Annotated in this window: 17 protein-coding genes; 11 read left to right on the top strand and 6 right to left on the bottom strand. The window is 62.3% G+C overall.

All coding sequences use genetic code 11. From position 1 onward, the window contains the following. Positions 1-7 precede the first annotated feature (7 nt). Genes K2W61_RS08590 through K2W61_RS08600 form a run of 3 tightly spaced genes read right to left on the bottom strand, consistent with a single transcriptional unit; the run spans position 8 to position 3508 of the window. A complete protein-coding gene (locus tag K2W61_RS08590; protein WP_236755443.1) occupies positions 8-928 on the bottom strand; it encodes an ABC transporter permease in 921 nt (306 codons plus the stop codon). Further along, positions 925-1899 (bottom strand): ABC transporter permease, encoded by a 975-nt coding sequence (locus tag K2W61_RS08595; RefSeq protein WP_175133252.1) that lies wholly within the window; start codon positions 1897-1899, stop codon positions 925-927. The genes K2W61_RS08590 and K2W61_RS08595 overlap by 4 nt, the downstream gene beginning before the upstream one ends. 22 nt (positions 1900-1921) lie before the next feature. Beyond that, the gene (locus tag K2W61_RS08600) at positions 1922-3508 is read right to left on the bottom strand and encodes an ABC transporter substrate-binding protein (protein WP_236755444.1); all 1587 of its coding nucleotides are present in this window, start codon (positions 3506-3508) and stop codon (positions 1922-1924) included. A gap of 115 nt (positions 3509-3623) precedes the next feature. Here K2W61_RS08600 and mnmE point away from each other — a divergent pair, with 115 nt between their 5' ends. Further along, a complete protein-coding gene (gene mnmE, locus K2W61_RS08605) occupies positions 3624-4976 on the top strand; it encodes a tRNA uridine-5-carboxymethylaminomethyl(34) synthesis GTPase MnmE (RefSeq protein WP_175133251.1) in 1353 nt (450 codons plus the stop codon). An 84-nt stretch (positions 4977-5060) separates the two neighbouring features. On the opposite strand, the gene K2W61_RS08610 is transcribed toward mnmE, so the two are convergent. Both K2W61_RS08610 and K2W61_RS08615 read right to left on the bottom strand, forming a co-directional pair. Continuing rightward, positions 5061-6431, bottom strand: a complete 1371-nt coding sequence (locus K2W61_RS08610; protein ID WP_175141065.1) for a hypothetical protein — start codon at positions 6429-6431, stop codon at positions 5061-5063. 284 nt (positions 6432-6715) lie between these two features. Then, a complete protein-coding gene (locus tag K2W61_RS08615; RefSeq protein WP_175133249.1) occupies positions 6716-8107 on the bottom strand; it encodes a ClcB-like voltage-gated chloride channel protein in 1392 nt (463 codons plus the stop codon). A 491-nt stretch (positions 8108-8598) separates the two neighbouring features. Between K2W61_RS08615 and K2W61_RS08620 the strand changes: the two genes are divergently transcribed. The 5 genes from K2W61_RS08620 (at position 8599) to K2W61_RS08640 (ending at position 13935) form a co-directional block, all read left to right on the top strand. Further along, a complete protein-coding gene (locus tag K2W61_RS08620) occupies positions 8599-9276 on the top strand; it encodes a response regulator (RefSeq protein WP_175133248.1) in 678 nt (225 codons plus the stop codon). A 97-nt stretch (positions 9277-9373) separates the two neighbouring features. Further along, on the top strand, positions 9374-10750 hold the full coding sequence (locus K2W61_RS08625; RefSeq protein WP_236756959.1) for a sensor histidine kinase: 1377 nt from the start codon (positions 9374-9376) through the stop codon (positions 10748-10750). A gap of 109 nt (positions 10751-10859) precedes the next feature. Next, a complete protein-coding gene (locus K2W61_RS08630) occupies positions 10860-11858 on the top strand; it encodes a Bug family tripartite tricarboxylate transporter substrate binding protein (RefSeq protein ID WP_175133246.1) in 999 nt (332 codons plus the stop codon). 116 nt (positions 11859-11974) lie between these two features. Further along, a complete protein-coding gene (locus K2W61_RS08635) occupies positions 11975-12412 on the top strand; it encodes a tripartite tricarboxylate transporter TctB family protein (protein ID WP_175133245.1) in 438 nt (145 codons plus the stop codon). Next, positions 12409-13935: a tripartite tricarboxylate transporter permease gene (locus tag K2W61_RS08640; RefSeq protein ID WP_175133244.1), complete on the top strand. Its 1527-nt coding sequence runs from the start codon at positions 12409-12411 to the stop codon at positions 13933-13935. Before K2W61_RS08635 ends, K2W61_RS08640 begins: the two co-directional genes overlap by 4 nt. Positions 13936-14092: 157 nt before the next feature. Here K2W61_RS08640 and K2W61_RS08645 read toward each other — a convergent pair whose 3' ends face one another. Then, positions 14093-15259 carry a pyridoxal phosphate-dependent aminotransferase gene (locus K2W61_RS08645; RefSeq protein WP_236755445.1) on the bottom strand — a complete coding sequence of 389 codons (1167 nt, stop codon included), beginning with the start codon at positions 15257-15259 and terminating at the stop codon, positions 14093-14095. 114 nt (positions 15260-15373) lie between these two features. Between K2W61_RS08645 and K2W61_RS08650 the strand changes: the two genes are divergently transcribed. The 5 genes from K2W61_RS08650 (at position 15374) to K2W61_RS08670 (ending at position 22739) form a co-directional block, all read left to right on the top strand. Beyond that, positions 15374-16408: an AbrB family transcriptional regulator gene (locus tag K2W61_RS08650; RefSeq protein ID WP_175141063.1), complete on the top strand. Its 1035-nt coding sequence runs from the start codon at positions 15374-15376 to the stop codon at positions 16406-16408. Positions 16409-16640: 232 nt separating this feature from the next. After that, positions 16641-16847, top strand: coding sequence for a cold-shock protein (locus K2W61_RS08655; RefSeq protein WP_006389561.1), 207 nt, complete (start codon positions 16641-16643; stop codon positions 16845-16847). A gap of 2492 nt (positions 16848-19339) precedes the next feature. Beyond that, positions 19340-21259 carry a tRNA uridine-5-carboxymethylaminomethyl(34) synthesis enzyme MnmG gene (gene mnmG / locus K2W61_RS08660; RefSeq protein WP_175141080.1) on the top strand — a complete coding sequence of 640 codons (1920 nt, stop codon included), beginning with the start codon at positions 19340-19342 and terminating at the stop codon, positions 21257-21259. Next, positions 21256-21945 carry a 16S rRNA (guanine(527)-N(7))-methyltransferase RsmG gene (gene rsmG, locus K2W61_RS08665; RefSeq protein ID WP_175133241.1) on the top strand — a complete coding sequence of 230 codons (690 nt, stop codon included), beginning with the start codon at positions 21256-21258 and terminating at the stop codon, positions 21943-21945. The genes mnmG and rsmG overlap by 4 nt, the downstream gene beginning before the upstream one ends. Then, positions 21942-22739 (top strand): ParA family protein, encoded by a 798-nt coding sequence (locus K2W61_RS08670; RefSeq protein ID WP_175133240.1) that lies wholly within the window; start codon positions 21942-21944, stop codon positions 22737-22739. Before rsmG ends, K2W61_RS08670 begins: the two co-directional genes overlap by 4 nt. Positions 22740-22742 lie beyond the last annotated feature (3 nt).

Here is a 22742-nt window from a genome sequence, read left to right on the forward strand (position 1 = left end):
TCCGCCCTCAGTTCGCGTGGCGCGGGTTGAGCACATCGCGCAGATGGTCGCCCACCAGGTTGATGGCGATGATCGCCAGCGCCAGCGCGATGCCAGGGAAGAACGAAATCCAGTACTGCCCCGACAGCAGGTACTCGAAGCCGTTGTAGATCAGCATGCCAAGCGACGGCTCGGTCACCGGCACGCCCACGCCCAGGAACGACAACGTGGCTTCCAGCGCGATGGCATGCGCCAGGTCGATGGTGGCGATCACGATCAGCGGCGGCATGCAATTGGGCAGCACGTGGCGGAACAGCACCCGCCCCCAGGACAGGGACATGCAGCGCGCCGCCTCGACGTATTCCTTGCCACGTTCGACCAGCGCGGCGCCGCGCGCCGCGCGGGCGAAGTAGGCCCACTGCACCACGATCAGCGCGATGATCACCTTGTCCACACCCTTGCCCAATATGGCCAGCAGCATCAGCGCCACCAGGATCGCCGGGAACGACAACTGGATATCCACAACCCGCATCAGCAGGGCATCGATGCGCCCACCGAAATATGCCGCGATCAATCCGACCGTGGCGCCAATGCCGAAAGCCGCCAGTACTGACACGGTGGCCACCAGCAGGCTGGTGCGCATGCCGTAGAGAATCGCCGACAACAGGTCGCGCGCCTGCCCGTCGGTGCCCAGCCAGTAGTGCAGGGCGCCGTCGCCGCTTTCGCTGCCGGGCTTGAGCTTGGAATCCATGATGTCCAGCGTGGCCAGGTCATACGGGTTCTGCGGCGCGATCCATGGCGCCAGCAGCGCGGCGCCGACGATCAGCACCAGCATCACCAGGCCCAGCGTGGCCAGCTTGCTGGCGAAGAAATCGCCCAGGAAGCGGCGCCAGGGCGTCTGTTCCTTGGCGGGAGCGGTCGGCACGGTGGCGGTCGCGGGGGCGGTCATCGGCGGCTATCCAGGCGTACGCGGGGATCCAGCACCGTATAGATGATGTCCACCACGAGGTTCAGCATCACAAGGAAGAACACGATCAGCAGCAGGTACGCCACCACCACCGGCCGGTCCAGGTTGATGATGGAGTCGATCAGCAGCTTGCCCATGCCGGGCCACGAGAACACCGTCTCGGTCACCACCGCGAAGGCCATGACCTGGCCGAACTCCAGGCCCGCGACCGTCACCACGGGAATCAGGATGTTCTTGAGCAGGTGCACGCCCAGCACGCGTTTCTCCGACAGCCCCTTGGCGCGCGCGAACTTGATGTAGTCCATCGGCAGGGCTTCGCGCGTGGCGGCGCGCGTCACGCGGATGATCATGGCGCACTTGGCGAAGGCGATGGTGGTGGCCGGCAGGGCCAGGCTCAGCCAGCCATCCAGGGTCAGCACGCTCAACTGCAGCGAGCCGATGCTGACGGTGTCGCCACGGCCGCCGGCCGGCACCCAGCCCAGCATCACGGCGAACACCATGATGAGCATCAGGCCGACCCAAAAGTTGGGCAGCGAGAACCCCAGCACCGAGCCGGTCATGATGGCGCGCGAGCCGACCGCCTTGGGCTTGAGCCCGGCCAGGATGCCCAGCGGCACGCCGATCAACACCGACAACAGCATGGCGACGCTGGCCAGCTCGACGGTGGCCGGCATGCGCTCGAGGATCAGGCGCATGGCCGGTTCGCCGGTCAGGAAGCTGTTGCCGAAATCGCCGCGCACCGCCTGGCCCATGAAGATCAGGTACTGCCGCCACAGCGGCAGGTCCAGGCCGAGCGAAGCGCGGATGGCCGCGCGCTGGGCCTCGGTGGCTTCCGGACTGGCCAGCATCGACACCGGATCGCCGACCATGTAGATGCCGGCGAACACCAACGCCGACATCACCAGCATGACGACGATGGTTTGCAGCAGCCTTCGTACGATTGTCGCTAGCACGTCATACCGCCCGCTGCGCGCATTACTTCTTCAGCGTTGCAAACTGCGCCAGCGTGACCTGGTCGGGACGGCCCTGGTAGCGGATGTCGTTCTTCATCGCCCATACCGACAGCTCGAAGTGCACCGGCAGCATCGCATAGCCGTCCATGGCCATATTGCTGGCCTTGGACAGCAACTCGGCGCGCTTGGTGTCATCCATGGTGGAGGAAGCCTGCTTGACCAGCTCATCCATCTTCGGGTTGGAATAGCGGCTGCGATTGGTGGTGCCCAAGCCGGCTTCGGGATTGCGCGTCACCAACAGCGAGGTCAGGGCGTTCGACATTTCGCCGCTGGTCACCGACCATCCCGCCAGGTAGGCCGAGAACGCATAGCTGTCGCGGCTCTTGAAGAACACCGGCGGCGACAGGGCATCGACGCTGGTTTTCACGCCGACGCGCGTCCACATCGAGGCGATGGCCTGCGCCACCTTGGAATCATTGACGTAGCGGCCCGACGGCGACCCCAGCGTGATCGAGAAACCGTTGGGATAACCGGCTTCCTTCAGCAAGGCCTTGGCCTTTTCCACATCGGCCTTGGGCGCCTTGGAATGTTCCTTGCTCGACCCGAACATGGGGTAAGGCAGCAGGTTGCCCGCGGGCAGGGCCACGCCGCCCATCACCCGCTGGACCAGCGCGTCGCGGTTGATCGCCAGCGACAGCGCCTCGCGCACGCGCTTGTCCTTCAACGGGTTCTTGTCGGTACCCTGGATCCCGGGCGACGGTTCGGCATACTGGTCCAGCGCCACATATATCACGCGCACCGAAGGCGTCTCCTCGACGAACAGCTTCTTGTCGCCCTTGAGCTTGGGCAGATCGTCGGTCGGAGGATCCTCGATCATGTCGACGTCACCGGCCAGCAGGGCCGCCACGCGCGCCGCGGCATTGCTGATCGGGCGGTAGATGACCTTGTCCCAGGTGGGCTTCTTGCCCCAGTAGTTGTCATTGCGCGCCAGCACGAATTCGGCGCCGCGCTTCCATGACACGAACTTGTACGGGCCGGTTCCGACCAGGCCGTCGCCGCTGTTCAGTTCGGTGGTGGTCTTGCCCTCGGGCGCGGGGCCGGACGCGGCCTTCTTCGACATGATCGGCAATTGCGCCAGATTCACCAACAGGTTGGGCGCCACCTCCTTGGTGGTGATGCGCAGCGTCAGCGGATCCACCGCTTCAGTCTTGGCCACCGCGCCCAGGTAGAGCGTGAAAGGCGACGGGCTGTTCGGCACCTTCGGCACGCGATCATAGGTAAAGACCACGTCTTCCGCGGTGAATGGCGAGCCATCGGAGAATTTGACGCCGGGCCGCAGCTTGAAGGTCCATACCTTGCCATCGACGGTCCAGGATTCGGCCAGCGCCGGCACCGGCTTGAGCTGGGCGTCAGTGGCCACCAATGGGTCGAAGATGGTCTGGGAGATCTGCGTATTCGGGGTCAGCGCGTGGTACTGCGGATCCATCGACGACGGCTCGGTCTTGAGCCCGATCACCAGGTCGCGCGCCAGCGCCGAATTAAGGGTGCCAAAGGCCAGCAGGACGGCCACCGAGCCACAGGCCAACACACGCGAAAACCGAGATGCCATCATGATCTCCCAGGGATGTTTCGGGTTCTAAACCTCTGGCGCACCTTAACCAGCAAACAAGGCCCCGCGCAACAGTTATATTCCCCTATTGTCCTAGCCTCGCGTTGTCCTTGATATGTCCGCCCACGCCCCCATCGCCGCCATTGCCACCGCCCCCGGAAGAGGGGGCATTGGCGTCGTGCGCATTTCTGGTGCAGACCTGTCCGAACTGGTGCGTCGCCTCTTCCAGCGCGAACTCACGCCGCGTCATGCGCACTACCTGCCGTTCAAGGCGGTCGATGGCGAACGGCTCGACGAGGGCCTCGCGCTGTACTTCAAGGGACCGCATTCCTACACCGGCGAAGACGTGCTCGAACTGCAGGGCCACGGCGGTCCCGCGGTGCTGCGCCGCGTGCTCGACAGCTGCCTGGCGGCGGGCCGCGACCTCGGCCTGCGCCTGGCCGAACCGGGTGAATTCACCCGCCGTGCATTTCTCAATGACCGCATGGATCTGGCGCAAGCCGAGGCCGTCGCCGACCTGATCGAAGCGTCCTCGGTGGCCGCCGCGCGCGGCGCCATGGCGTCGCTATCGGGCGACTTCTCCAATCGCGTCAACGATCTGTCCGACCGCATCGTCCATTTGCGCATGCTGGTCGAGGCCACGCTCGATTTCCCCGAAGAGGAAATCGACTTCCTCGAGAAGTACCAGGCGCGCCCCACGCTGGAAAAGCTGGCCGGGGACCTGGATCATCTCATCGCCCAGGCGCGCCAGGGCGTGATCCTGCGCGAAGGCCTGCATGTGGTGCTGGCGGGCCAGCCCAACGTCGGCAAATCCAGCCTGCTGAACGCGCTGGCCGGCGACGACGTCGCCATCGTCACGCCGATCGCCGGCACCACGCGCGACAAAGTGGTGCAGCAGATCCATATCGACGGCGTACCGCTGCACATCGTAGACACCGCCGGCCTGCGAGAAACCGAAGACACCGTCGAGAGCATCGGCATCGCCCGCAGCTGGCAGGAGATCGAACGCGCCGACGTCATCTTGCACCTGCAGGACGCCACCCAGCCGGGCCACGAGCTGGACGCGCAGATCACCGCGCGGCTGCCGCCGCGTACGCCGGTATTGAAGGTCTTCAACAAGGTGGACCTGTTGTCCACAGCTTTTGCCGCCGGCCCCGGCGAACTCGGCATCTCCGCCAAGCGCGGCGCCGGCCTGGACGCGCTGCGCGCCGAACTGCTGCGGATCGCCGGCTGGAACCCGGGCGCCGAATCGCCCTGGCTGGCGCGCGAGCGCCACCTGCATGCGCTGCAGGATGCCGCCGAACACTTGGCGCTGGCGGCCGGACACGCCGAGCAGGACGACCGCGTGCTCGACCTGTTCGCCGAGGAATTGCGGCTGGCGCATGACAGCCTGTCGAGCATCACCGGAAAATTCACCAGCGACGATTTGCTGGGGGAGATCTTTTCCAGTTTTTGCATCGGGAAATAGGCCAATGCGCTGATCGGCCCTTTTACAGAATGGCAGGACGCATTCGCGCTCTGTGCCAATGGTCAGGTCATCGGGAGCGCACCATCAGCTCGAGGGGACAGATAACTTCAACTCAGCGGACATGTTGTAAAGGCGTCTGCCGACTGTTTCACCATGTTGGTCAAACGGCATGACCGTCACGTATATGGGCTCCCCAGTCTCCGGCACAGGCAGTTCTACACGAGTAGATTTCGTTTCGAAGAATGCAATGTTGCGGGGGGGCGTCTTAAAAAGATGGTCATACATTTCTGGCTTCCAGCCGCCCACAAAGTACTTCTTGACGCTGGCGGAGGCATTGATGTCCTGGTAATTCCAGCCCCTGCTTTTGGTCGCCACAAATATGCGATAACCCAGCAGATCATTGTCCGAATCGAGCGCAGGGAGCCACTCGACGACGAACTTCCCTCCCTTCACGCTCACGTTCTTGAAGTTGGGTGGAGCGGGTTCGTACTTTGGTCCAAAATCGCTGAGCTTCCATCGATTAGTGGTGGTCTTGTAGTAGTTCCACCCATACCACTTGGATTGCGCAGCTTCTTCGGGTGTAGCAGTTTTGTAGTAGTAAGCTGCATCCAGACCCTCCAGCGCTTGCTTGGAGAAGAAGTAATAGGATGGATAGACGGGCGACTCGTCTCCACCCATTCCCGACCCGGGCGAAACCAATCCCGCAAAGTGCGATGGTGATCTGTCTATAAGAAACGGATTATCGGCAAGTTCGGCTACAGAAGGGATGTGCCCGTTGATCAGGACAGGCGGGCCACCAACTAAATCCGCCTCGAAAAGGTGCCACCCTCCATCATAGAAGATCTCCGTGGTGATGTGCGCCTGTGCCTGCACCAGACGGGTTTTATAGCCGGCGGCTTCGAACAGATCAGCGGCGACACGGGCCACACCACCACAACGCATTTCGCCCAGTTTGAGGAGTACGATAGGATCGTACACCGCTTGCTTATCTTCATACATCGGCTGGACATAAGCATTGTGATATGCAGCCTTGTACAGAAAATCCAGGACAGCCAAATGACGTTCGAGGTTGTTCTTGGACTCAGACGTTATCTTTCGAAAGATTCCTTGCAGGGCGATGCGACGATCGATATTACTGAGCTTGGCCTCGACCTTCTCAAGGTACTCAAAAGGATAATCGTACGTTATGTCGATTTGGTCCAGCGGTTTGTTGAGGCGAGCCGGGCTGTATCTGGGATTGAAGAAATCCGTGCCAGCGCGCATGTAGCGGTTAGGATCGAAACGACGCAGGTAATCCTCTGTAGAAGAATAGGCCTGTGCCGCCTCCAGCCCCGTCTTGCCATCAATGGGAGCCGCCTTATAAGCGTAGCCCCCCGCCGCCATAACAATCACCAAGGGCAGCAATACCTTGGACTTTATTTTCCTCAACAAACCCTGCATCTCCGTAATTAACACGTGCAAATCTAACTACAGATAGCATACGCATCTGATTTTCATGTTGTTAATTTGAAATGCACTGTGACAGTTCTTTTGCTCCGTAGGTTGATTGAACCCAGGCCTCACGAGGAAAAGAATATCATTTTTTTAAATGAGATTGGCTTTTATTCATATGACACAAACCTGTGTCCACGCGCGGTACCTACTATTTCTCTTGCGCCGGCAGGAAGACTTCTTCTGCATAATTTATGCAAGCTTCCACTCACTATTCTGCTCACGCCTTTTCTCGCGAATTCTGTCTATCAGGCATCGCGAGGCCTATCCGATGGCAACACCGGCGCGGCCTTCAGCGTCTCGCGCGCGATGCGATTGCTGGCCAGTGATTTCGCATACACCGAATCCGGCCGAATGCGCTGCGCAATCACGAACCCCGTGATGCACGCCAGCATCAACGGCAACATCACCTCGTAGCTCAACGTCATCTCGAAGATCATCAGGATCGACATCAACGGCGCATGGGTCGTGGCCGCCAGCAGCGCCCCCATGCCCACGACCGCGTAGCTCGACACCGCCGACAGGTCCGCGGCCGGGAACAGCGCATGCAGGCCGGCACCATACAAGGCCCCGACCGCCGCGCCCACAAACAAGGTGGGCGTGAACACCCCGCCGATTGCCCCCGACCCCACGCTGGCGCCGGTGGCCAGGATCTTGAACAGCAGAATCGCGGCCACCGCCTGCCAGGCCCATTCCGTATGCAGCATGCTGTTGACCACGCTGTAGCCATTGCCCCAGACCTCGGGCTTGAACACCGACAGGGCGCCAACCACGAGGCCGCCAATCGCCATCTTGGTCCACAACGGCAGCGAAAAGCGGCGGAACAACGCCTTGCATGCGTCGAGAAACCGCAGGAATTGCGGCGCCACCATGCCCGCGATCAGGCCCAGTCCCAGGTAATTGGCGACTTCCCAGCCGGAAACGAAATCGAACGGCGGCATATGAAAGACCGCGTCGTAGTGCAGGATCTGGCGCGTCACGATATTGGCCACCACCGACGACACCACCAGGGGCACCAATGTGGCCGAGGAAATCGCGCCATAGACAATCTCGGAGATGAACAATGCGCCGGCGATCGGCGCGTTGTAGGCCGCGGTGATCCCCGCGGTTGCGCCGCAGGCCACCAACAATCGCAAATGCCGCGGCGGCAGCACCAGGTAACGGCCGGACAGCGACGAGAACATCGCCGCCAGTTGCACCATCGGCCCTTCGCGGCCGATCGAAGCGCCCGAACTAATTGAAAACAAAGAAGAAATGCTGCGCGCCACCGTCTGCCGGAAACCGATCACGCCGCGCCCGATGGCAATGGCTTCCATATAGTCGGCAGCGCCGCGCGGCGGCAGTCGCTTGGCGGCCAACTGCAGGAGCAGTCCGGCGATCGCTCCGCCGACACCCGGCAGCAGGAATCGCTCCCAGGGCGCCAGCCCGCGCGCCAGGGACACCATGCCATGGGGCGAATCGGCGCCGCCCAGCAGCATCTGGCTCCATCCCAGCAGTTCCCGAAAAATCACGGTCGCCAGCGCGCCAGCCAGCCCCATCAGGGCGGCCACGCAGAGCGTTGTGGGCAAATTGTCGGCCAGCAAGCGGCCTCTCAGCCAGGTCACCCAGGCCGGTTTCTTGATTCTGAGTTGTCGTGCCATGGGCGGATTCTACGGCGGAAACCTGCTCACTTTTTGTTCAGCCGAACGTCAACCGGACAAGGACGCCCCCCCCCGCATGCGCGATTCCCGCGGCGCCTCCAGACCCCTCTACGGCCTCGGAAAGGGGCAAAAACAAGGGTAGGCAAGTCGCGTTTTTTCGCGGTAAAAGGGCCCCTGCCGATCCCGGTTTGGCAAAAAGGGCCTGTGGATAACTCCTAAGGCGGCAGGTTGTGCACATTGTGTGGAGGCAAGTTGAACAAGCGGGGCTTTTGGACCGGCCCCGAAATCTTGTCCAACTTCGGCTCTTTTCCCACACAGAGTTCTTGCACAGCCAAAAACGGCCGCAAGTCGATGAAAAAAAACAGGTTTTCAAGGTTAAGGTAGTTATCCACAGGCCTTATTAATCATTAGTCTTTATATAAAGAGAAATACAGGGAAAAGACAAACATGCTTTCTCCTACCTCCCAGCCACACCCCCCCGGACTCCGTCCATGCGCATCCTCCTGATAGAAGACGAAGCTGAACTTGCCCGCTGGCTTTCGCGCAGCCTGGCCCGCCATGCCGGCTTTGTGGTCGAATGGGCCGATGACGGACTGGTCGCCGAAAGAAGATTGGCAATCGAAGAATTCGATGCGGTCATCCTTGACCTGGGACTTCCCGGCATGGATGGCCATACCTTGCTGGCGAAGATTCGCGCGCGCGACGACCGTACGCCGGTGCTGGTCCTGACCGCGCGCGATTCACTGGCCGAAAAAATCGGGACACTTCATGAAGGCGCGGACGATTTCCTGCCAAAACCCTTCGTCATGGAAGAGTTGGAGGCGCGCCTGATGGCGTTGGTACGCCGTAGCCGGGGCCGTGAACATCCGCGGCTGACCCTGGGAAACCTGGTTTTTGATACGGCCGCACAAAAATTCACGGTCTCTGGACAGACTTTGCAGTTATCCCCACGTGAACACGCGGTCCTGCGAGTGCTGATCCAGAAAAGTGGCGAACCCATCAACAAGCAGCAAATCCTGGATCGCATCGTGACGGACGATGCCGATATCAACCTGGAGGCCATCGAGGTGCTGGTGCACCGGTTGCGCAAAAAATTGGCGGACACCGGCGTGCAGATCACCACCATGCGGGGCATGGGCTACTGCCTGGAGAACGCTGTTGACAACTAGTTTTCCGGAAAAAACCCCGGTTTCCAGGAAAAAAAAACGCAACCGCACCTTGAAGACGCAGTTGCTGTGGTGGCTGATTCCGACGCTGGTTCTGGTGATGATGGGCGCCCTGTGGTTGTCCAACCACCAACTGCGCAACCAGGTCGACATGGCCTACGACCGCTCGCTTGCCGGCGCGCTGCGCGCGATCGACCACAACATATCCACAGCCAGCGGTGGATTAGCCATGGAGCAGCCGTACCTGATGCTGGAATTCTTCGAGCTGACGGCCAATGGCAGCGTGTTCTACCGGGTCGCCACCGAGGATGGGCTGGCCGAAATCGGCCATCCCGGGCTGCCCATGCCGGCCCAGCCGCTGGTCTCGGGCGAGCCGCAGTTTTTCTACGCCACCTACCAGGGCGCGCCGGTACGGGTTGCGGCCCTGGCCCGGGCCATGGATCCCCCGCTATACGCGAACAAAGGGGGACGGGTTATCGTCCAGGTCGCCGAGGGTCTGGAAAGCCGCCAGGCCTTCCTGCACCTGGTGCTGCTGCGCTCGGTCGAGCGCGATCTGGCCGTGATCCTGATCAGCGTGCTGGTGATCGTCCTGGGGGTTTTCATGGCCCTGCGTCCCCTCGAGCGGCTGCGCCAGGAAGTGGAAGGGCGTTCCGCGGACGATTTAAGCCCCGTCAGCGCGTCCGAGATGCCTGGTGAGGTCCTACCCCTGGTCGCCGCCGTAAACCTCCACATGGCCCGCTACGCGGCCCAGGCGAGGGTCCAGAGCCAGTTCCTGGACGACGCCTCGCACCAATTGCGCACGCCATTGTCGGTTTTGCGGACCCAGACCGCCTATGCCTTGCGCGAAACATGCCCCCAGGAGGTCCGTACAGCCCTTCTGGCGATGCAGGAGGGCTTGGACAGGGCGGTACGCACCACCAACCAGATGCTGGCCCTGGCGCGCGCAAAAGACGCTTCGCTGGCCGAAGGCGGCCTGGCGGCCGAGCCGGTCGACCTGGCAGACCTGGCCGATGGGGTTATCCGCAGCCTGCTGCCCACCGCCCGCGCGCGGCAGATCGACATCGGCCTGGACGCCGGCGATGACCCGGTCGTGGTCCCGGGCGTCGACTGGCTGTTGCGCGAGGCGCTCAGCAATCTGGTCGACAACGCCATCCGTTACACCGCCCCCGGTGGTGTGGTCACCGTGGAGGTGCGGGCCGCTGACGGCCAGGCCTGGCTGGCGGTGGAGGACAGCGGGCCGGGCATGTCGGTCGAGGATATCGCCCGGGCCGGCATCCGCTTTCGCCGGGGGGCCGCCGGCAAGAACAAGCCTGGCGCCGGCCTCGGGCTGGCCATCGTCGGTACCATTGCCGAACTGCTGGGCGCCCGGCTCGTGCTGGAAAACCGCGTGCCCCTGCCGGGCTTGCGCGCCGCGCTGGTGTTTTCCCTGGAAACGTCAGCGGATGCTGCGCCGCATCAAAAAAATAGCGGTTTTTGAAAGGGTTTGGAAAGCTTCGATTTTGTACGGTTACGTCCGCAAGGCCTGGATCGGGTGGCATACCCTGATCGCCAGCCCTGCCTAGACCTATAAATTCGGAGACGCAAGAATGCAGACCAGCCTCAAGCTGCGCCTGGCCGCTGTCGCGGCGCTCGGCGCGATCACCCTGTCCCTGGGCGCCGCCCATGCCGCCGATGAACCGCGCCGGCCGGAATGCATCGCGCCGGCCCAGCCTGGTGGCGGTTTCGACCTGACCTGCCGCCTGGCCACGGAGGGCCTGAAGCAGAGCGGGGCGCTCAAGAGCGCCATGCGCATCGTCTATATGCCCGGCGGCATTGGCGCCGTGGCCTACAACAACATCGTGGCGCAGCATCCCAACGAGCCCGGCACCATCGTCGCGTTCTCGGGCGGATCGCTGTTGAATCTGGCGCAGGGCAAATTCGGCAAATACAACGTCAACGACGTGCGCTGGCTGGCCGCCATCGGCACCGACTATGGCGTGGCGGTGGTGCGCAATGATTCGCCGTACACCGACCTAAAGGGCCTGATGGAAGCCTTCAAGCAGGATCCGACCAAGATCGTGCTGGGTGCTGGCGGCACCGTCGGCAGCCAGGACTGGATGAAGGCCGCGCTGACCGCCAAGGCGGCAGGCGTGGACTTCAAGAAGATGCGCTTCGTTGCCTTCGAAGGCGGCGGCGAGGCCGTGACGGCGCTGCGCGGTGGCCATATCCAGGCTTATATGGGCGATGCCGCCGAGGCCTTCACCATGCTCGAGGGCGGCGCTCCCATCCGGGTGCTGGCGGTGTTCAACGACCAACGCCTGCCGGGCAAGCTGGGCACCGTGCCGACCGCGAAGGAACAGGGTTACGACATCGTCTGGCCCATCATTCGCGGGTTCTACGTCGGTCCCAAGGTGTCGGACGCCGATTACCAGTTCTGGGTCGACGCCTTCAACCGCGTCGGCGCCGCGCCCGAGTTCGCCAAGTTGCGCGAGCAGCAAGGCCTGTTCCCCTTCAACAAGACCGGCCCGGAGCTGGACGCCTACGTGAAGGATCAGGTCAAGAAGTACGCCGAATTGGCCGATAGCTTCGGCCTGATCAAGAAATAAGCCGCGAGGCTTGCCTTCCGATCGCGCGGGCGTGCCCGCATCCCGCGCCGCCGGCCGCTGCCGGCGGCCAGGACAGGCGCGCGCCGCGCGGTCTCTCTACCAACGGAAAGCTGATCATGAACGATCGAACTCTGGGCATCGCGGCGCTTGCGCTGGCTGCCTTCATGACCTGGGCGGGATGGGGCATCGAAGCGCCGTTCGCCTATGAGCCGGTGGGCCCGCGCGCCTTCCCGCTGCTGCTGGCGCTGATCATCGGCTTGTGCGGACTGCGCCTGGCCTACAAAGGCGGCAATGCGGTCGAACCGAACCCCGCGGGGGCCAATAGCCGCATCGTGTTGATGGTGGCGTTTGCCACCGCCTACGCATTCCTGTTCCAGTGGCTCGGTTTCGTCATTGCGACCGCGTTGATGACTGTGTTCGTCGGCCGGCTGTTCGGCGGCGGCTGGGCCAAGTGCGCCATCGGCGGAATCGTCATGAGCGCTTTCTTTTTCGTCCTGTTCGACAAGGTGCTGGACGTGGTCCTGCCCGGCGGGCTGCTGGAGAACCTGATATGAGCGGCATTCTTGATCATCTGTCGATCGGCTTCGGCGTGGCGTTTTCCTGGACCAACATCCTGGTGGCGGCGATCGGTTCGTTCTTCGGCACCATGGTGGGGGTACTGCCGGGTCTGGGGCCGATCAACGGCGTGGCGATGCTGATCCCGATCGCTTTCGCCATGAATCTGCCGCCCGAAACCGCGCTGATTCTGCTGGCGGCCGTATATGTGGGCGCCGAGTATGGCGGGCGCATCACCTCGATCCTGCTGAATGTGCCCGGCGAGGCCAGCGCCATCATGACCACGCTGGACGGTTATCCGCTGGCGCGCCAGGGCTTGGCCAATGTGGCCCTGTCCCTGTCGGCCTGGTCGGCGTTCTTCGGCGCCATCGTATCGGTGGTGGGCATCATCCTGCTGGCGCCGCTGCTGGCCAAGTGGGCGCTGGCCTTCGGTCCGGCCGAATACTTCGTGCTGATGGTGTTTGCCTTCTGCTGCCTGACCAGCCTGCTTGGCAAGGAACCGATCAAGGGCGTGCTGGCGGCCATGATCGGCCTGTCGATCTCGGTGATCGGCGTGGACGCAAACTCGGGCGTATATCGCTATACCTTCGATTCCGTGCATCTGGCCGATGGCATCGATTTCGTGGTGGTGGTGATCGCCCTGTTCGCGGTCAGCGAGATGCTGGAAATGCTCGAGAAAGTGGCGGCGGGCCAGAGTGTCGAGGTCAAGTCCAGTGGCCGCAAATTGTTCAATCTGAAGGAACTGGCGTTCACTTGGTGGAGCGTGGTGCGCAGCGCCTTCGTCGGTTTCGGCGTGGGCGTGCTGCCTGGCGCGGGCGCCAGTGTTGCCGCGGCCGTCGCCTATTCGCAAGAGAAGCGCATCATCGAGGCCAAGGACCCGAATGCCAAGTTCGGCAAGGGCGATTTGCGCGGGCTGGTCGCTCCGGAAGCCGCCGCCACGTCGTCGGCCATCGGCTCGTTCGTGCCGATGCTGACGCTGGGCGTACCGGGATCGGGCACGACCGCGGTGATGATGGGGGCGCTGACGCTCTACAACATCACGCCGGGGCCGGTGTTGTTCGACACCAAGCCGGAGCTGGTGTGGGGCCTGATCGCTTCGCTGTTCGTCGCCAACGTGCTGCTGTTCGTCATGAACGTGCCGATGGTGCGCCTGTTCTCGAAGGTGCTGTCTGTGCCGGGCTGGCTGATGGTGCCGGGCATCCTTTGCATCAGCTATATCGGCGTGTATGCCATCAACGCCGGCACTTTCGATCTGCTGTTGGTGGCTGGCATCGGTACGCTGGGTTATTTCCTGCGCAAGTTCGGTGTGCCCATGGCGCCGCTGGTACTGGGCGTGGTGCTGGGTGACATGATGGAACAGAACCTGCGCCGCGCCTTGTCGATCACCGACGGCAATGTCTCGGTGCTGTTCGGCAGCCCGGTCGCCATCGGGTTGTGGGTGGCGGCGGCCTCGGTGGTCGTGGTGCCGCAGGTTCTGCGCCGCTTGCGCAAGGCCAGGAAGATTGCCGCCGAATCGGTGTGACGCTGGCCGGTGCAGGCCCGCCCGCCAGGGCCTGCCTGCATCGGGCGACGCACCGGTTATTGCATAGGAGCGCTGCGGCGCTCCTTTTTTTGGGCCGCGGCCATTCCCGGCTGATTCGAGGAAGGCGCGGACGCTTTCCTCTGCGTGATGCCTGCCGTCAGACCCGCGCCAACCGTTCCAGTGCCGCGTCCAGCGTGGCATCTTGCTTGGCGAAGCAGAAGCGCACGATGCGGTGATTCGACTCGGCCGCATCGGGCCTTTGATAGAAAGCGGAAACCGGAATCACCGTGACGCCGTGGCGCACCGTGAGATCGCGGGCGAAGTCGGCTTCGCCCTGTCTGGAGATCTCGCTGTAATCGGCCAGCAGGAAGAACGTGCCGGGACTGGGCAGTGGCTTGAAACGCGTCTTGGCCAGGCCTTGCGCCAGGCGGTCGCGCTTGGCTTGGTAGAAGGCCGGCAGCGTCAGGTAGGGCTTGGGATCGCGCATGAACTCGGCGAGCGCGAACTGCATCGGCGACGGTACCGTGAACACCATGAACTGGTGCACCTTGCGCAGCTCGGCACTGAGCTGGCGCGGCGCGCAGCAGTACCCGATCTTCCAGCCGGTGGTGTGGTAGGTCTTGCCGAACGACGAGATCACGAAGGCATGCTCGGCCAGCACCGGACGGCGTGCCACGCTCGCATGCGGCTTGCCGTCGAACACGATGTGTTCATAGACCTCGTCCGACACCAGCAGCACTCCGGTATCGCGCACGATGGCTTCGAGGGCATCCAGGTCGCTATCGTCCAGCACGGCGCCCGTCGGGTTGTGCGGAAAGTTCAGCATCAACAGGCGAGTCTTGGACGTGATGGCATCGCGAACGCGCTGCCAGTCGATGCGGTAGTACGGGTCGTCCGCGGTGGGCGCGCGCAGCGGCACCGGCACGGCGGTGCCGCCGGCCAGGCGGATGGCGGGCAGGTACGAGTCGTAGCACGGCTCGATGACGACGACTTCGTCGCCGCTGCCGACGGCGGCCAGCACGGTGGCCATCAGCGCTTCGGTCGCGCCGCTGGTCACGGTGATCTCGGTTTCGGGATCATAGGCATGGCCATACAGGGCCTGCACCTTGGCGGCGATGGCCTGGCGCAGCGGCGCCACGCCGGGCATGTAGGGATACTGGTTATGACCGTCGGCCATGGCCTGGGTGACCAGCGCGCACAGGGCGGGATCAGGATCGAAGTCAGGGAAGCCCTGGCCCAGGTTGATGGCCTGGTGCTCGATGGCCAGGCGGCTCATGACGGTGAAGATGGTGGTGCCGACGTCGGGAAGTTTGGATCGGATCATGGTGGACGCGAAAAGGAACGCGGTATGTGCTCGAGAGTTTTCGTAAGTATCCCACTAACTCATAATTCAGGATTCTCGTGAGCTTATGGCGTGGGCGGTGGCGTGGCGCAAAACATGGGGTACAGGATTCTGGCCGGACTGGCGATCGCATTGGCTGGCGCGTTGCTGGCGGTATGGGCGCATATGCCCCTGCCGTGGATGCTGGGGGCGCTGCTGTTGACGGCGGCGGTGCGCATCGCTGGCGGTGGCACCTTCTGTCCGCGGCCGGCGCGCAACGCCGGGCAATGGGTCATCGGGACTTCGCTGGGCCTGTATTTCACGCCGCAGGTGATCGGGCATATCGGCAGCAATGCCGGTCCCATCATTGTCGGCATGTTGTTCGCACTGGGGCTGGCGTGCATTGGCACGGTGCTGTTGCGACGCTACACCGACGCCGATTTCAAGACCGCGTGGTTCGCCTCGGCGATTGGCGGCGCCAGCGAAATGGCCAGCCTGGCCGAGCGGCACGGCGCCCGTATCGATCGCGTGGCCACCGCGCACAGCGTGCGTGTCTTGCTGGTGGTCGTCACGGTGCCGTTCATCTTTCAGTGGTGGGGAGTGGCAGGGCTGGATCCGACCGTGCCGGGGCCACGCACGGTGGATGCCGCCGGCTTGGCGGCGTTGGTCGCGTTGACGAGTGTCGGCGGGCTGGGCTTCCTGAAGCTGCGCTGGCCCAATCCATGGGTGCTCGGTCCGATGCTGGTTGCAATGACGTTGACCGCATGCGGCATCGAGCTGTCGGCATTGCCAGACTATGTGCCGAAGGTCGGGCAATTGCTCATTGGCTGGTCGCTGGGCGACCGCTACCGGCCCGACTTCTTCCGCGCGGCGCCGCGCTTCATTGCAGTGGTGGCGGCCTTCACCATGGTGGCGCTGGGGCTGGCCTTTGGCCTGGGCGCCTTGCTTTCTTTGTGGTCCGCCGCGCCCATACCGACCTTGATCCTGGGCACCACGCCTGGGGGGATTGCGGAGATGGCGATCACGGCGAAGGTGCTGCAGCTGGGCGTGCCGGTGGTGACCGCATTTCACGTGACGCGCATGGTGTTCGTGGTGCTTGTCACCGGCCCCCTGTACGCGTGGCTGGCGCGGCGCCAGGCAAATTCCGCGTAGCGGTATCGGGCTTCCAGTCAGAAAAATACGACATTGGGGAAAACAACAATATGACGCTGTAATGTGGGATGAGTATGCTGGTTCCGCAGTTGATTCAAGCAGCGCGCGGACTCGTTCGCCGCTTTTTGCGGCATGCGAGAACGCAGCAGCAACGCAGGTATCCCTACCGGTCGTTCAGTTCTCACGGCGTCCTTGATTCATTGCATCTCGTTAATTACAGGACGCTAGGAAAATGGCTCAGAAGGGCAAAGTTAAGTGGTTCAACGCTGACAAGGGTTACGGTTTCATTACGCCGGACGCCGGCGGTACCGATGTTTTCGCACACTTTTCCGCCATCCAGGGCCGCGGCTATCGCAGCCTGAACGAAGGGCAGGAAGTCGAATTCGAAGTCAAGGATGGTCCGAAAGGACCTCAAGCGGCCGAAATTCGCCCGCTCTAAATCGGGAAATCCCAATTTCCCGTCCGCCAGGCAAGGCCTGGCCGCAACGCCCCAGAACCGCAAGGTCTGGGGCGTTGTTTCATCTGGGCCATGATTATTTCCCGCTTTCTCGCCATTGGTTAGTGTTCACTAACTTATTCTCATGCCTTGGATAAGTTTGTGGATAATTATTTTTGGCCGCGGCGATTTCGGTGCGTAGTATTGAAGCAAAGCCATGGTGTGGCAGTGGTTTTGCACATTTTCATGTCCGCGCGTATTCATGGACCGGCTCAGGTCGGACGAGGGGATTTGAGGCCAGCAGGCTCAATAGGTTTCCGGTGAAACATGGATTTTTCCCAATAAATCCAGGCCCTTACCTCTTTTCTTGCCGTTCACGGCGATGCTGGCTGGGCCGGGGCGTGTGGTACGGAGAGCGCGATTGAGCCGATCATCGGCCTTGTCGAGTCCGGTTGTTCACAGAGATATCCCCACCACGGTTATGCACAGATTGACACCCGAGATAGCCGAAAGATGGGTGCGCAAGCTGTGGATAGAAATGGGGATATTCATGTTGCAACGCATTTGGAACAGGACCGAACAATCATTACCGGAAGATTTTCTGCCATGATCAGTGGCAGGTCTGAAGGCGAGATCCAAGCATGACAGAACGCGGCTAGCCGCTCGAGCTGCAAGGTTTTCCACAGCCGGACGGATATGTTTGCGGTTGGCCGAAATGCCTCGTCCGAAAGGACGATGGCATAACCTGGCCGACACGGGCAAGATGAAAGTGGAATCGCGCGGGCTGCCGATACGCTACCGGCATGGAGAACGGCATCTCCGGGCGCGTGGCGGGGTGTGGATAAACCTCGGATGAAGGCCGGCGGCGATTGGACTGAAACGTCACGCCGAAGTTCCTTATCGGGTCGATAGTCCGGGTTTATCCACATTTTTGTCCACTGCTGCGCAAAGGGTTGCGGCCGCCGCAGGAGCGTCAATCCGGGTCGCCGCGTTGAACCACCCGCGGGCATGGCGGAGCACGCTTCTCCTGGGCAGGGTTGCGCTTTTGTGTGTTTTCCTGGATCTGGGCATTTATCGCGACAGCACGTTGCGAGGCCAGATACCGTCATACGGCCCGGTGCGTTCTCCCTCGCGCAGGCAAGTTATCCCCAAAGTTGTTCCACGTGAAACTGGCGCCGACGGGCATGTGAATGTCACTGTTGATAAGTCGCCGGCAATTTGGTTTCACGGGGTAAGGGTTGCGCGACGGGTGCGAATCATATTCCAGATTTCTGGCCACGAGGGTATGTGGACAATTTGGTCACGGAAATCACGACCGTGTTGATCTAGCAAGACGGTCTTGATTGAGGCCGATGCGGTTGCCCCATACTTATTGGCGGTGCGACGGCGCCTGTGCGTATTCCCGGAATTCCCGCGCGGCTCTTTTCATAGACGGCCGATGTTTCAGCTGAGTGACGGTTGTGGGTCATCGCCCCGCCAGGAAATGCTCGAATGGCTGAAGTCTCGGGATCGCGCACCAAGGGGATATTCGGTGGGATCTTCATGAGGAAAAAGATCTTTTTTGGGGGTAGGGGTAGGGTAGGGTGCAAAACATCGCTTTATTTCTCAGTTTCACGTGAAACGTCTTGTCGTTGTGTCTACGCCTATCGCCCTGGAATGAGGGTGCGGCTCCTGGTCCGCTCTTCGGACTTGGGCTCTGCTCCGTACCGGCAGGTTCGGCGGTGCCACGTGTTTCACGTGAAACACCCCATTTGCTGAGCCCTTCAACCAGGGTATTAAGAGGTACGTGTTCGCGTTCATTCTGCCCGGCAAGTGGCATTGGCCCGTACCGGCACGACTATCTTTCTGCCGAGTTGATAGATAGATGGGCCTGCTCTCGATTTTTTTGGCACAGGGAAACAACTGTTGGTATAGCCCCTTCGTATGTTCCACGTGAAACATCGCAGTTGGTTCATTGCTGCCCCGGGGTTTCGCCCTCGATCAGACACCGTTGCTCAACCGTAGAGGTATCACTCTTGATGCTGATGTTTCACGTGGAACATCGAGCGCTCCATCAAGGGGTAGGGCGAAGACAGGGTTTCTATGTCCGGCAAGCACTCGCGGTCCTTTGATGACCTGTCTTGGACACGGTGATCTGATTGATATCTCGGATGTTTCACGTGAAACAGCCTCAGGGGTAGCGGGATAGCACCGCTGTTTCACGTGGAACATCCGCAAGACACCGGCAGATGCCGACATATTTGAACCATGTTTGACTCGGAAAACTGGTGCAACTTCAGGGCATGGTTCCCGCCGCCGCGATGTCTGTTGCTTAACGCTAGCGGGATTGACCGTAACTTGCCGCACTCAACACCCGATTGCCCGACTTGGCGTTGTCATTCCGCACGCCTGGCGTACATGTTTACGCCGCTTTTCCTGGCCGACCCATGTTTCACGTGAAACATGCTGACCCTGCCTCTATAATGAGCACCGAACGCTCTCTTACCTTCCCCATCATGGATTATCCCCGCGAATTCGATGTCATCGTCGTCGGAGGCGGTCACGCCGGTACCGAAGCGGCGCTGGCTGCGGCGCGCACAGGCGCCCAGACGCTGCTACTGACCCACAACATCGAAACCCTAGGCCAAATGTCCTGCAATCCCTCCATCGGCGGGATCGGCAAGGGGCATCTCGTCAAAGAAGTCGACGCCCTTGGCGGCGCCATGGCCCTGGCCACTGACGAGGCAGGGATTCAGTTCCGCATCCTGAACAGTTCCAAGGGGCCAGCCGTCCGGGCAACCCGGGCGCAGGCCGACCGGGTCCTGTACCGCAAGGCGATTCGCGGGCGGCTCGAGAATCAGCCCAACCTGTGGCTGTTCCAGCAGGCGGTGGAAGACCTGATGGTGGAGGGCGATCGTGTGGTCGGCGCCGTGACCCAGGTTGGTCTGAAGTTCAGGGCCAAGACCGTGGTCCTGACCGCGGGCACCTTTTTGAATGGCCTGATCCACGTGGGGCTGCAGAACTACTCCGGCGGCCGCGCCGGTGACCCGCCTGCCATTTCCCTCGGCCAGCGCCTGAAAGAATTGCAATTGCCGCAGGGACGCCTGAAGACCGGAACACCGCCGCGCATCGACGGCCGCAGTATCAACTACAGCATCCTCGAAGAACAACCGGGTGACCTGAATCCGATCCCGGTGTTCTCGTACCTGGGCAACGTGGCAATGCACCCCCGCCAGTTGCCGTGCTGGATCACGCATACCAACACGCGCACCCACGACATCATCCGCGGCGGCCTGGATCGTTCGCCCATGTACAGCGGCGTCATCGAGGGCGTGGGCCCGCGCTACTGCCCGTCGATCGAGGACAAGATCCATCGTTTCGCCGACAAGGAATCACACCAGGTCTTCCTGGAGCCGGAAGGGTTGGACACGCACGAGGTCTATCCCAACGGCGTCTCCACCAGCCTGCCATTCGATGTGCAGCTGGCGTTGATCCATTCCTTGCCCGGCCTGGAAAACGCCCATATCCTGCGCCCTGGCTACGCCATCGAATATGACTACTTCGATCCACGTGGATTGAAGAGCACGCTGGAAACCAAGGCAATAGCCGGCCTGTATTTCGCCGGCCAGATCAATGGCACCACCGGCTACGAAGAAGCCGCCGCGCAGGGTCTGCTGGCCGGGGTCAATGCCGCCTTGTCGGCGCTGGATCGCGAACAGTGGACGCCGCGGCGCGATGAAGCCTACCTGGGCGTTCTGGTCGATGACCTGGTTACGCGCGGCGTGACCGAGCCGTACCGCATGTTCACCTCGCGCGCCGAATATCGTCTGAGCCTGCGCGAGGACAATGCCGATCTGCGCCTGACCGAGATCGGCCGCCAGCTGGGCATCGTCGACGATATCCGTTGGGATGCCTTCAACCGCAAGCGGGACGCGGTGGCCGCCGAAGTCGAACGGCTCAAGTCCTCCTGGGTCAATCCGCGCGTGCTGCCGCAGGAAGTGGCCGAGCCTCTGCTGGGCAAGGCAATTGAACGTGAGTACTCACTAGCAGATCTGCTGAAACGGCCCAATGTTTCCTATGAAGCGCTGATGGCCGCCCGCAACACCGACGGCACGCTGCTGGCCGGCCCGGGGGTGGCGGCCGACGAGGTGTTGGCCGAGCAGGTCGAAATCCAGGTGAAATACGCGGGCTATATCGCCCGCCAGCAGGACGAGGTCCAGAAACAGATCGCGCACGAGCAACAGCGAATTCCGGATGACGTCGATTACGACGCCGTGACGAGCCTGTCGTTCGAAGTGCGCCAGAAACTCAAGACGCACCGGCCCGAGACCATCGGCCAGGCCGGGCGTATCTCCGGCGTGACGCCGGCGGCGATCTCGCTATTGCTCATCCACCTGAAGCGCCTGCATTACGGCTCGCGCAAGCAAGCCGCATGAGCGCCCATGCCAACCCGGCCGGCGCGGACATGGCCGGCCGCCTCGCCCATGCCTTCGAGCAACTGGGCTTGCAGGCCGACGCCGCGGCCACGGCCAAGCTGCTCGACTACCTGGCGCAGATGCAGCGCTGGAATCGCACCTACAACCTGACCGCGATCCGTGACCCGCAACAGATGCTGGTGCAGCACCTGTTCGACAGCCTGGCCGCGGTGGGGCCGTTCAGCGCAGCGCTGGGCGCGCCCGGCACGCCCGCCAAGGTATACGACGTCGGCTCCGGTGGCGGCCTGCCTGGCGTGGTCCTGGCCATCATGCGGCCTGAGTGGTCGGTGACCTGCGTGGACGCCGTGGAAAAGAAAACCGCCTTCGTCCGGCAGATGAGCGGCGTCCTGGCGCTGCCCAATCTCCAGGCGCGTCACGCGCGCATCGAGACGCTGGAACCGGCCGGTTGCAACATTGTGACGTCGCGTGCCTTCGCTTCCTTGGAGGATTTTGCGATGCTCGCGGGCCGACATGTGGGCAACGATGGTACCCTCATCGCCATGAAGGGCAAGGTCCCGGATGAAGAGATCCAGGCGCTGCACGCGCATGGGCAATGGCAGGTCGACCATATTCAGCCGCTCCAGGTGCCGGAGCTGCAAGCCGAACGCTGCCTGATCTGGATGCGCCGTAGTCAAGGAACCCTATGAAGAACTTACCCCCCAGCTCGACCGCCCGCGTTTTCTGCATCGCCAACCAGAAGGGCGGTGTCGGCAAGACGACCACCGCCATCAACCTGGCGGCCGGGCTGGCCACGCACAAGCAACGCGTGCTGCTGGTGGACCTGGATCCGCAGGGCAATGCGACCATGGGCAGCGGCATCGACAAGAATTCCCTCGAGTCGAACCTGTACCAGGTGCTGATCGGCGAAGCCACCATCGAGCAGGCCCGCGTGCGTTCGGAGTCGGGGGGCTACGACGTGCTGCCCGCCAACCGCGAACTGTCCGGCGCGGAAATCGACCTGGTGCAGATGGACCAGCGCGAGCGCCAGCTCAAGGCCGCCATCGATACCGTCGCCACGCAGTATGACTTCGTGCTGATCGATTGTCCGCCCACGCTCTCGCTGCTGACGCTGAACGGCCTGGCCGCGGCGCATGGCGTCATCATTCCCATGCAGTGCGAGTACTTCGCGCTCGAAGGCCTGTCCGACCTGGTCAACACCATCAAGCGGGTGCATCGCAATATCAACGACGACCTGCGCGTCATCGGCTTGCTGCGCGTGATGTTCGATCCGCGCATGACCCTGCAGCAGCAGGTGTCGGCGCAGCTCGAATCGCACTTTGGCGACAAGGTCTTCAAGACCGTGGTGCCGCGCAACGTGCGCCTGGCCGAAGCACCCAGCTACGGCATGCCGGGCGTGATCTACGACCGCGCCTCGCGCGGCGCGCAGGCGTACATCTCGTTCGGCGCCGAAATGATCGAACGCGTGCGCGAACTCAACTGACAC

Source organism: Achromobacter pulmonis, from assembly GCF_021733725.1.
In the GTDB taxonomy this organism is placed as follows: domain Bacteria; phylum Pseudomonadota; class Gammaproteobacteria; order Burkholderiales; family Burkholderiaceae_B; genus Achromobacter; species Achromobacter pulmonis.

Coding starts and splice junctions, on each gene's coding strand:
- K2W61_RS08590 (WP_236755443.1), bottom strand. CDS start 928: ATGACCGCCCCCGCGACCGCCACCGTGCCGACCGCTCCCGCCAAGGAA.
- K2W61_RS08600 (WP_236755444.1), bottom strand. CDS start 3,508: ATGGCATCTCGGTTTTCGCGTGTGTTGGCCTGTGGCTCGGTGGCCGTC.
- mnmE (WP_175133251.1), top strand. CDS start 3,624: ATGTCCGCCCACGCCCCCATCGCCGCCATTGCCACCGCCCCCGGAAGA.
- K2W61_RS08615 (WP_175133249.1), bottom strand. CDS start 8,107: ATGGCACGACAACTCAGAATCAAGAAACCGGCCTGGGTGACCTGGCTG.
- K2W61_RS08620 (WP_175133248.1), top strand. CDS start 8,599: ATGCGCATCCTCCTGATAGAAGACGAAGCTGAACTTGCCCGCTGGCTT.
- K2W61_RS08625 (WP_236756959.1), top strand. CDS start 9,374: ATGATGGGCGCCCTGTGGTTGTCCAACCACCAACTGCGCAACCAGGTC.
- K2W61_RS08630 (WP_175133246.1), top strand. CDS start 10,860: ATGCAGACCAGCCTCAAGCTGCGCCTGGCCGCTGTCGCGGCGCTCGGC.
- K2W61_RS08635 (WP_175133245.1), top strand. CDS start 11,975: ATGAACGATCGAACTCTGGGCATCGCGGCGCTTGCGCTGGCTGCCTTC.
- K2W61_RS08640 (WP_175133244.1), top strand. CDS start 12,409: ATGAGCGGCATTCTTGATCATCTGTCGATCGGCTTCGGCGTGGCGTTT.
- K2W61_RS08645 (WP_236755445.1), bottom strand. CDS start 15,259: ATGATCCGATCCAAACTTCCCGACGTCGGCACCACCATCTTCACCGTC.
- K2W61_RS08650 (WP_175141063.1), top strand. CDS start 15,374: ATGGGGTACAGGATTCTGGCCGGACTGGCGATCGCATTGGCTGGCGCG.
- K2W61_RS08655 (WP_006389561.1), top strand. CDS start 16,641: ATGGCTCAGAAGGGCAAAGTTAAGTGGTTCAACGCTGACAAGGGTTAC.
- mnmG (WP_175141080.1), top strand. CDS start 19,340: ATGGATTATCCCCGCGAATTCGATGTCATCGTCGTCGGAGGCGGTCAC.
- rsmG (WP_175133241.1), top strand. CDS start 21,256: ATGAGCGCCCATGCCAACCCGGCCGGCGCGGACATGGCCGGCCGCCTC.
- K2W61_RS08670 (WP_175133240.1), top strand. CDS start 21,942: ATGAAGAACTTACCCCCCAGCTCGACCGCCCGCGTTTTCTGCATCGCC.